5 protein-coding genes are annotated in these 11,142 nt (G+C 44.5%); 4 read left to right on the plus strand and 1 reads right to left on the minus strand.

Features of this window, described 5'->3' with window-relative positions; all coding sequences use genetic code 11:
- The 3 genes from DFR58_RS21155 to DFR58_RS21165 form a co-directional block, all read left to right on the plus strand.
- Window positions 1–2,979 (plus strand): RCC1 domain-containing protein (locus DFR58_RS21155; protein WP_147273231.1); only part of this gene is annotated, 2,979 nt, incomplete at its 5' end.
- 22 nt (window positions 2,980–3,001) lie between these two features.
- Entirely contained in the window at window positions 3,002–8,875 is a 5,874-nt protein-coding gene (locus DFR58_RS21160) for an RHS repeat-associated core domain-containing protein (RefSeq protein WP_114300396.1), read from the plus strand.
- 14 nt (window positions 8,876–8,889) lie between these two features.
- Window positions 8,890–9,342, plus strand: coding sequence for a hypothetical protein (locus DFR58_RS21165; RefSeq protein WP_114300398.1), 453 nt, complete (start codon window positions 8,890–8,892; stop codon window positions 9,340–9,342).
- A gap of 29 nt (window positions 9,343–9,371) precedes the next feature.
- Here the strand turns inward: DFR58_RS21165 and DFR58_RS21170 are convergent, their stop codons facing one another.
- Window positions 9,372–9,977, minus strand: coding sequence for a hypothetical protein (locus DFR58_RS21170; protein ID WP_207659314.1), 606 nt, complete (start codon window positions 9,975–9,977; stop codon window positions 9,372–9,374).
- Between the two features lie 505 nt (window positions 9,978–10,482).
- Here DFR58_RS21170 and DFR58_RS21180 point away from each other — a divergent pair.
- On the plus strand, window positions 10,483–10,980 hold the full coding sequence (locus tag DFR58_RS21180; RefSeq protein WP_114300407.1) for a hypothetical protein: 498 nt from the start codon (window positions 10,483–10,485) through the stop codon (window positions 10,978–10,980).
- Window positions 10,981–11,142: the final 162 nt, after the last annotated feature.

Raw genomic sequence — 11,142 nt, forward strand, 5'->3', positions numbered from 1 at the left:
CCTGAAGGGGATAAGGACCGAGACGGGGATGCAGATTTTAAAACAGACAGGTTTATTGTGAAATATAAAGATAAAAAAGGCATGGAAAAGTTAAAGAAAGCCTTTGGAAAAACAAACAGGCTCACAACGTCGAAAAAAAGCTTGATTGAGAAGAATTTGGGCAAAAACATGGGTATTATAGCTCTGGATAAAAAGGAAAGGCTTGAGGATTTCGCCGATGACATCAGGCAGCAAAAGCTTGACGGTGAAATAGAGTACATACAGCCCGACTATGAGATAAGCCTTATGTCCGGGGATACATATTACAGCAGCCAGTGGGGACTGGGGGATGGAGCGGAGGAGAGAGGGAGCAACGAAAGCACTTCATACCGCATACCCATGGAAGAAATACTGGAAATGCTTCCGCCGCATTTGAAGGATGCCGTAGACAGAAGTCCCGAATTAAGGGATGTGCTTATGGACACTCCGCAGGAGGAACTAAGGGACAGGCTGATGGCCAGAGATGTGCAGGGAGACATACCGCCGCACATACTGCTTGAGCTTGCCCATGAACCGGCCTTAATGCAGAGGATTGATCAGGTTGAAGTCCCGGCACAGTATTCATGCAGTGCCAATGTGACCGACGCGTGGGAACGGTCGGAGGGTGAAGGCGTTACCGTTGCGGTAATCGACACGGGAATTGACGTTAACCATGAGGATTTGGCGGATAACATATGGGTGAATGCTGGAGAGATCCCCGGAAACGGTGTGGATGATGACGGCAACGGCTATATAGACGACGTAAACGGATGGAGCTTCGGCCACAACAGTGGCATGGTCTATGACGGCAGCAGTCCGGACAGTGAAAAGCACGGGACGCACATTGCGGGGATCATATCGGCTGCCAAGGACAACGGGAAGGGCACAGCCGGGGTGGCTCCTTCGGCTAAGGTGATGAGCCTTAAGGTGTTCAACGAAGGCACAGCCTATACAAGCGATATTTTAAACGCGATAGAGTATGCGGAAAAGATGGGGGCGCAAATTGTAAATTGCAGCTGGGGAAGCGGCGAATATAACCGGGCGCTTGAGGACGTCATACGGGACTCGGGGATGCTGTTTGTGTGCGCGGCAGGCAACAGCGGAGCAGACATAGACCAAAGTCCGGTATACCCGGCAGCCTTTGACTGTCCCAACATTATTACCGCAGCCTCTGTCGGACGGAACGGCGCTCTGTCTTCCTTCTCAAACTATGGAGAAAACAGCGTGGACGCAGCCGCGCCGGGTGAGGATATATACTCTGCCCTTCCGTCAGACTCCTACGGCAGTGAGAGCGGCACCTCCATGGCGGCGGCTTTTGTGTCGGGAGAGGCCGCGCTTCTTTTTGCGTTGGGCGAGGGTATGGATGCAGCGGGAGTAAAGGACAGGATTATTAAGACCTCGGATCATTTGTCTTCACTGGAAGGCAAGGTGCAGGGCGGGAATAAGATAAGCTGTGCCAATGCTGTGGAGAATACCATAAGTGATGAGGTTATACAGATAGAGGCATATACAGGGGTGCAGGAGGATGCAGGGGCTGATGGAAGTTCGGATGGCTTTAAGTTGTTCTCTGCTCCGACAGTTGAAGGCCAGTTTGTAAAGGTGGCGGCGAGTGACTATTACAGCCTTGCATTGAAGGATGACGGTACGGTATGGGCATGCGGTTACAATTATTATGGTCAGTTAGGTGATGGAACTAAAGTGGACAGGCGTGTTCCGGTGCAGGTAACCGGCTTAAGTGGAGTAACAGCGATAGCGGGAGGCACTTGGCACAGTATAGCGTTAAAGGATGATGGAACAGTATGGACATGGGGATATAACTACTATGGACAATTGGGTGATGGGACTACTACGAATAGGACAACCCCCGTGCAGGTAAATGGGCTAAGTGAAATAACGGCAGTTGCGGCGGGAACTTATCATACAATAGCAGTAAAGGATGATGGAACAGTATGGACATGGGGAGATAGGACTAGTAGTGCAGGCAGTAGAATTCCTGTGCAGGTAAGAGGGCTAAGTGGGATAAAGGATGTGGCAGCAGGCTCTTATCATGCAATTGCGCTAAAGAATGACGGTACGGTATGGACATGGGGAAGTAACAGCGATGGGCAATTGGGAGATGGAACTACTGCAGATAGGACAACCTCTGAACAGGTAGTCGGCTTAAGTGGAGTAACAGCGATAGCAGGAGGCGCTGCGCATACAATTGCGCTGAAGAACGACGGAACAGTATGGACCTGGGGATTTAACTACAATGGCCAATTGGGTGATGGGACTACCGAGGATAGGCTGATTCCTGTACTGGTAAGGGGCTTAAGTAATGCTACTGCCATAGCAGGAGGAGGTTATCATAGTATAGCGTTAAAAGAAGATGGTACGATGTGGACGTGGGGAGAGAACTATTATGGGGAGCTTGGGGACGGTACAACTACAAATAGATCAACTCCTGTACAGGTAAGCGAACTAAGTGAAATAACAGCAGTTGCAGCAGGTATTTATCATACAGCGGTGGTAAAAGAAGATGGTACAGTATGGACATGGGGTTATAACTACTATGGGCAGCTTGGAAACGGGGAAGCAGGGGTTGTAACAAATCCCAAATGGGCCTTCGGTACTCCCGGAGATCCTGCTGTCTCAATCACCTGTGCAGCCGACAAAACCTTCAATCTTGTTCTAAAGGCAGCGAACATGCGAAGCCTTTCCGACCGCACCTTTACCGTTACATACATCGCCGATGATCTGGATATCACTGACCTATGCTCCATGACCTGGGCGAAAGAAACCGCGGCGGGTGCAATTACCGGCACAGACATTACAATACAGCAATACTCTCCGGGTACAATCACCTTTACCGTAAACAAATCAATACCCTCCGGCAAGCAGTGGTCGGGCATTGTAAATGCGATAAGGTTCAAGTGCAGGAAGAGTACGGGAGAAACCAAGATAATATATGCAATGAACTAATGTAGTGGGAGGAAAAACGATAATGATAAGGAAAATAGAGTGGATTAAAATTATAGTTATTACATTGATTGCAGCATTTGTATTTTCAATGCCTGCATTTGCAGAAAGCAAAGCTCAGGTGCCGGGAAGCACGGCAACCGGAAGCAAGCTGTCCCTGAAAGAGGTTAGAAAGCTGTATGATCAGGGCTATGGAATAAAGGACATAGAAAAGGCTGAGGAATTGTCCAAAGTAAGCGGCAAAACTCCAGAGGAAATATTGAAGGTAAAGGGGAAGACCAAATTCAAGCTGAGTGAAGCTGAAGATGGGGTTACACCAAATCTGGTGCCAGACGGGAAGACATGGGAAGAGGTGGAGAAGGAGATTGGCATTGAAGGGAAAGTTCATGCTAGAGAGACACTTCAGCAAGATGCAGCAAATAGTATGACTGCTGTATATGCTTCCAGCGATGATGGAGATATGAGCAGCTTTTACAATAATCGTATATATCCCAGTGCAGCATACAAAAAGATAACCGATCCGTCGTTTAAAGCAGCAGATGCTGTAGATGAAGAAATAAATCCTGCGACCGGTGAACTGACGGTAAGACAGCGGGACCTGTTTCTAAAGGGTGTAAATGGCCTGGACTTTTCCCTGACAAGGTATTATACCTCCTCAGAGGCAAACCTTTATGAGCCCAGTGCAATATATAACAGAAGCAGCTTTTATACTTACCAGGTGGTAGGGACTAGGAAGCTGTATAAGGAATATGAACAAAACGGCCAAAAATATCAACAGCTCATGGAAACAAAATATAACGTGGTTGCCTGTGCAAGTCTAATTAAAGACTGGTCCCAGCAAATTGCGGATTCTCTGAACAGCAGTAGTCGTGATTCTGTCTATGATGATTACAATCTAGATTGTAGTATGGTGGTAGACTATACCAATTGTTACGTGAAGGAAAATTGGGATAATTATGAGTATTCTTTAAAGAACGAAAAAGTAGAGGATAAATACTTTAATATTGGAACAGGCTGGGCTTTTGACCTGCCATTTTTAGAATTCAGGTATATAGCGGACGATAATGGATATCTGGATCAATACATATACCTGCATAACGGAAGTAAGGGTGTATTTGAAATACCACCCAGCAATATAAACGGAGACAGTACATCCATTCCGTATGCCATACCCGACTATCCACTAAAGGATATAAAGTTCAAGGAATTGATAAACAGCAGTTATGTTGTAGACGGGAACAGGGCAAGGTATCAAATGACTGAAAAGGATGGAAGAGAAACATATTTTGAAGAGTCAGGAAGGGTAATCGGAATAAAGGACAGGTTCGGGAACCAGATACAGTTCTTTTACCAGCCTGATGACAAGGGGAACCTTTTGATCAGTAAGATAGTAGATAGTGTGGGAAGGGAAATAAATATAAGATACACTACAGATAAAGTTACTGTAACTGTAGCTGACCCTAATAATTCGGCAAATACCAGAACAATAACATATAATAAACAGGCTACTACGTTCCATTCCTCCGCTCAAAAAGACAAATATTTACTAAGAAGTGTAACGGATTCCGAAGGAAGGACAACAAATTATGGTTATCAGAACAAATTACAGAGGATATCATTCAGAGATAAGGAGTTACCCGGGGAAATAAGAACTCGGCTTACTTTTAACGAGTATATATGTTGCACTAATTATAACCAGTATCTGACCAGCATAACATATCCTACCGGAGGCTACACTAAATACAATTATTCCGGGCATATAAAAAATTGCGGAATAGATGGAGTAATGGAGATATATAAGGTGAGCGAAAGATATGACTATGCTGACAAAAAGTATAACTACAAAAAATATACATACAGGTACGACGGTACCGGAGAATATGACGGGTACAGTACATATAATAGAAAAGAAGATATTCCAGATAGATATATTACAAAAACCCGTGTAGTTGATGACCTTGGAAGCAGTGAAGTCTACTCTTGCAATAAAAATCTCATGTGTACCGGAAAGCTGTCCGAAGGAACAAATCATAAGAATGAGATACAGAACACTTATGATCCTCAAAGCAGACTCCTTACCAGATCGTTAATCAAGACATACAATAAAGCTACAGGCAATTACGTGCAAAATATAGAGAACTATGAATATGATAAGGGGGATTATGGGGATCTTACAGCATATTGGGATATCCAGGCTGAAGGAAATACAAGCAATATCGATCATAAAACGGTATATACATATGATCCGGTATATCATATCCTCACAAGCAAGACATATAAACAGGATGCAAATACGGTGATAGAGGAAATAAATACATTAACTTCTGATAAGAAGGCAGTGGCAAGAGCTGCAAAATATAAAACACCTCCTAATATTAGTAGATATAAATTTTACGATGTAAGCTACCAATACGATAATAAGGGGAATATTACAAGGAAGGAGCAGGATACAGAAGGTAAAAACTCTGGGAGTGTACGGCTGATAACAAATTATAGTTATGCTGACAATGACTCCACAAGGAGAAACAAGAAATTAAATGATGCATATGTTACTAGAAAATGGATAGAAGATATAAAGGATGCAGATGGCAATCCAGCTGTTTCTGCGGTACCTGGTACAATAGAAGAGACTTACAAATACAACTGGTTTGGAGATATAACAGAGCATAAGGATGCCAATGGGAACATATACAATTATACATACGACAAGCTTGGAAGAAAGGTTAAGGAAGTAAATCCTGATGGAGGATATAAACATTGGGCATATACTACTACGACATCTTCAAACAATGTAGTAGTTACTGACGAAAACTGGAACAGCAGCAAATATTCTTCCTATGGGACTCAGATAAAGTATATATATGACAAGCTTGGGAATCTAATAGTAGAAAATATATGTGAGCCTGACAGTGAAAACCTAATTGAGATAAAAAGATACGTATATGACACAAAAAGCAGAATATCCATAGAAAGGACAAGGAATAACTTCAGATACATGGATATGTGTTATACGTATACGAGTGATGGGAGACTGCTCAGCAAAGAAGCCGTAGAAGATGAGAAAAGACTCTACATGGAAACATATGCATACAACGATGTATATGTAGATCCTATTACAGCGATCAAATATGCGAAGGAAACGAAAACCATACAAGGTAATCCGACATCACCTTCAGTAGTAGAAACGAAATATATAAACAAGTACGGATGGCTGGAAAGACAAGGGGAAATACATAACGGAGAAGAATATAATGACACCTTCAAGTATGATTACCTTGGAAATAAGATGGAGGAGAAATCGGCAAGGGCATACGCTGAGGGTTGGACTGAAGCATATACAACAAAGTATGAAGAACCTGATAAAATGTATAGAAAAGAAACAGATGTTAATGGAAACTATATGCTTGAACAGTATAACCTTCAGGGTAAGGTCATAGTGAAAATAGATAAGCGGTTTGGCATGACGACATATAAATATGATGCATTGGGAAGGCTTTTAGAAGAAAGTGCCAGAGTTGATTCCCTTAATAATACTTACAGCAGCAAAAAATATTACTACGATTCCAATGGCAATGTAATAAAAGAGAAAACCTTAACAAATAACGGATATGTTGAGATAGGTTATGAATACGACAATAGGGACAGGCTTAAAAAGGTAATAACATACAATAACGGTATACAGGACAGCGTTACACAGTACACGTATGACCTTTGTGGAAACAAGCTCACCATGCAGAGCGGAACAGAAACTTCTCCAACAAGGTATGAATACAACCGTATAGGGAAACTTGCAAAAATGACGGATCCTATGGGACAATCGGAAATGTATAAATATGACATTCTGGGAAACATGATAGAAAAAACTGACAGGAATAGTAATATAACTGCAGTAACCTATGACAGACTTAATAGGCCTCTTGGTAACAAGGTAACAACTATGGCAGAAGAGCAACAAGTTACGTCATATGAATACGTACTTACAGGAAAAGCCGCCAAGATTATTCACAATGGAAGGGAAATAAATTATACATATGACGGTTTGGGAAGGCTTATATCCGAGACAGAGCCTGAGGGGATAGTAAAGCAGTATACCTATGACTTGGCGGACAACAGGGTATCAATGACTATAAAGTTAAATGGACATACAAAGACCAATACGGCATATACCTACGACAAAATGAACAGGCTGTACCAAGTATATGAAAACGGGCAGCTTACGGCTACGTACGGATATGATGCGAATGGAAACAGGACAAGCCTTAAGTATACCAACGGGGACAGCACTGAATATACATACACCATATCCAACAAACTGGATTTACTTACAAATAAAAAGGGTAATCAAATAGTTTCCCAGTACGAATATAAATACGGCTCTGATGGAAGCCGCATATATGAGAAAGACAAAATAAGCGACAAGAGGACAACTTACACCTATGACGGGGTGGGAAGGCTTGCCAAAGAACAGCGGGACGGCGATCCTGGTATAAACTATACATACGATGACCGCAACAACAGAAAAACGATGACGGTAGAGGGAGTATCCCAAACAGTCTATGAGTATGACAAAAACAACAGGCTTGTTACCGAGACAAAGACAGCAGGAGAAGTAACGGAGATAACGCGGTACACCTATGACAACAACGGGAATCAGATCTATAAGGCCACCGAGACAATAAAGACGGACAGCGAGGGTGAGACAGAAGGGTACTCAGCCGCGGTATTGGGAGAAAGCACGGAAACGCCGGAGGCAACCTTCAACAGTTATGACGGCCTGAACAGGCTTATAGAGACTGCCGTAGGCGACAAAACCATACTCTACACCTACAGGTGGGATGGACTTAGAACAGGTAAGATAGTAAATGGAGCCACTACCCGCCACATATGGGATGGAAGCCAGATGGTGCTTGAGCTTGACGGAGGAGGAAACGTAACAAACAAATATGTCAGGGGAATAAACCTGATATATGCTCAGGACGGTGCAGGGACAAGGAAATATTACCTGTACAATGCCCATGGAGATGTGGTGCAGTTGACTAATGCATCGGGAGATGTTATAAAGAGTTATGAGTATGATGCATTTGGAAATGAGAATGAGCCAGACCCGGAAGACACCAATGTGTTCAGGTACTGCGGAGAGTATTTTGACAAGGAAACCGGGACGATCTACCTGAGGGCAAGGTATTATGACCCAAGTGTGGGAAGGTTTATTACGGAGGATAGCTATTGGGGGAAAGATAATGATCCTCTGAGCTTGAATTTGTATACGTATTGCCACAATGACCCTGTTGATTTCTTTGACCCCAGTGGACACATTACAATAGGCCCTATACGAATATGTATATTTGGAGACAATTTAAAAAAAGACCCCAACTGGGTTCCAGATTCATGGTGGTCAAAGGATGGCAAATTCCAAGGTTATTTCTTAGAAAATTGGGATGACCTAATGGCATTAGGTCCTGAATTTGGGCTTTTAAGTACGTTTAGTAAGGGTTCTAAAGCAAGTGTATGGACGATGAAAGCTTTCGACCGAGGATGGGAAATTGAAAAGCTGCTAGGAGGTATGGGTAATAATTTTCCAGTAATAGATAAATTTGTAAATAGTTCCAAAGGTTTTGCAAAAAGTATAACAAGTATAAAATCAATGGACTTAGGTGCTAAAACATATCAAAAGGGTAATGCAGTATACAATACAATTATGAAATATGCCAATGATTTATCAGGATTCAAAAGTACAACATGGAACAAGATTACTGTAAATGTTAATTCTTCGACTCAGCGTATTTTGGAAGTAGCATTGCCAACTAATGTATCTGCTTCTCAGTTGCAGCAAATAGATAAGGCGATTATTGAGGCTGGGAAAAAGGGAATTGATGTAGTTATTAAATATATTAAGTAAATGGAGGAATAATTATGGTATACGATTATAAGTGCGTTAGTGTGTATGCAGATCCAAATAATAACCTTATAATTATACCAAATGGACAATCACAGAAATGGGGGGGAGCAACCGCTGAAATTGATATTGTAAATGAAATTTTAGTTCCCTATTCTGATGACGATTTGGAAAAGGCTCTTATTAATGCAATGGAGTTATGCTATTCAAAAGATCCAGATGCGGATGGTGATATTTCACCTATAGCGAAACATCTAAAAGTAAAAGGTTACTCTAAGGCTGTTAAGAATAAGAGGTATATTTGTTTTAGATGGGATATAGATGATGGCTATTATCTTATACCTACCGAAAAAGTACCTAAAAGAGGTTATGTTCACCAAGAAGATAAAATTATTATGTTGGGTAAGAATATTGAATATGGGAAATTAGCTCAAGCTGTAAAAGAAGCGTTAAATTTAGCTACATCATAAAAGGGGACAAGAGGATAGGTACATCATTCCTAAGCAAAGAGACTGTGGTATATAGGGACAGCCTCACCGTCCCGGCTCTTGCCCCTGCCCCCCCACAAGCCCCGGCCCAGCCCCTCCACGGCTGCCGGGGCTTCTCCATGCCCCCTCCCGCACATCAGCCGCCTCACATTCACGCTCCCCAGCACCACCGCCCCCACGCGTCTCCGCCCCCGCCGTCCGCGCCCCGTGCAGGCAGGCCCAACGCTGCCGGAAGCGTCCCGGCATATCTGCATAATGCGCGTGGGCCTTGCGCTGCCGGGCCGCTGCTTTCCTGCTGCCGCAGATTCAGTCTCCACAAGCTCCCTGCTGCCGCCAATTCCTGTAAGGCATGTCCCCCATGCTACAAGCCAAACTGCCCGTTTATCCCCATATCCCCAAATGCCACGTTTACCGCAAATTCCCCCTTGCAAGCCTTCCCGCCCTTGCTTGCTGCGCTGACAAAGTGATGCTTTCCCCGTGCATCTCATTTTTGCCCTGCTTGCAATATGCGGATAAGACAGGCCGTGCGTATGTACCAGCTTTTTGGCAGCCTCCTTCTTTGCCTTCAAACAGGCGGTTGCAGAATGGCAGATGGAGGGAAACGTAAAGCGCGGCATATATTAAATGGGAAAAGGACTCTCATAAAAAGGACAGTGCCTAAAAAAGCTATCCCGGCTTGTTTGGCTGGGCGGCAGAGGATAAATCGTAAAATCGCCCCTGAATGCATTCAAAACAACTCAGCAAAAAGGGAATACCTCTTGTTTTGAATATTCCGTGGCATGATTTTTCTTTTATCCCTTCACCGCCAAGCAAGCTGGGGCATAGCTTTTTAAGGCACAATGTCCTTTTTATATAGAGCCATTTTCCCGTATTTAATATATGCCGTGCGCGTTACTGTTTCCCTCCATGCCTATTCTGCATCCGCCTGTGTTTGAAGGCAGAAGGAAGCGCAACACAAAAAGCGGTACATGCAGGGCCGTCTTATCCGAATATTGCAGGGAAGGGCAAAAAATGAGGCACATGGGGAAAGCCACTTTGTCAGCATAGCAAGCAAGGGCAGTGGAGGCTTGCAAGGGGATTTGCAGTAAACGCGGCATTTAGGGCAGGAGATAAACGGGCTGTTTGGCTTGCACCGCGTTGGGGACATGCCTTGCGGGGGCTGGCGGCAGCATAGGGCGTGTGGAGGCTGAATCTGCGGCAGCAGAAGCCAAGCAACCCCGGCAGAGCAAGGCCCACGCGCATTATGCCGATATGCCGGAATGTGCGTGTTACGCAGGGATGCCGGACGCTCCGGGCAGCGTCGGGCCTGCCTGCACGGGGCGCGGACGGCGGGGGCGGGGACGCGCGGGGGCGGCTGTGCGGGGGAGCGTGAATGTGAGGCGGCTGATGCGCGGGAAGGGGCATGGAGAAGCCCCAGCAGCCGTGGAGGGGCTGGGCCGGGGCTTGTGGGGGGGCAGGGGCAAGAGCCGGGACGGTGAGGCTGTCCCTATAGAGGGCAAGCGGGGACGGTTCTTGACTTGCCCTATTTTCCATAATAAAATAAAACAGAAGGTGCGCCGGTTCGGTGCGCGTAATATAGTCGGGTGTATGTGCCAAGGGGACGGCAGACCAATGTCATAAAGCTTAACTTACAGAATATTACATGGAACGTTTTTTGTTAACTGGATATTCGTTTTTCCTCGAAGGCTCCCTTCGGGGAAAACTTCTATCTGGCCGTATTGGAACAAGATTTTTTGTAATGTTTTTCATCGCTTTATCAAATAGCATTGTTCGGATTTCCGC

Source organism: Anaerobacterium chartisolvens (assembly GCF_003337415.1).
Taxonomy (GTDB): Bacteria; Bacillota; Clostridia; order Acetivibrionales; family DSM-27016; genus Anaerobacterium; species Anaerobacterium chartisolvens.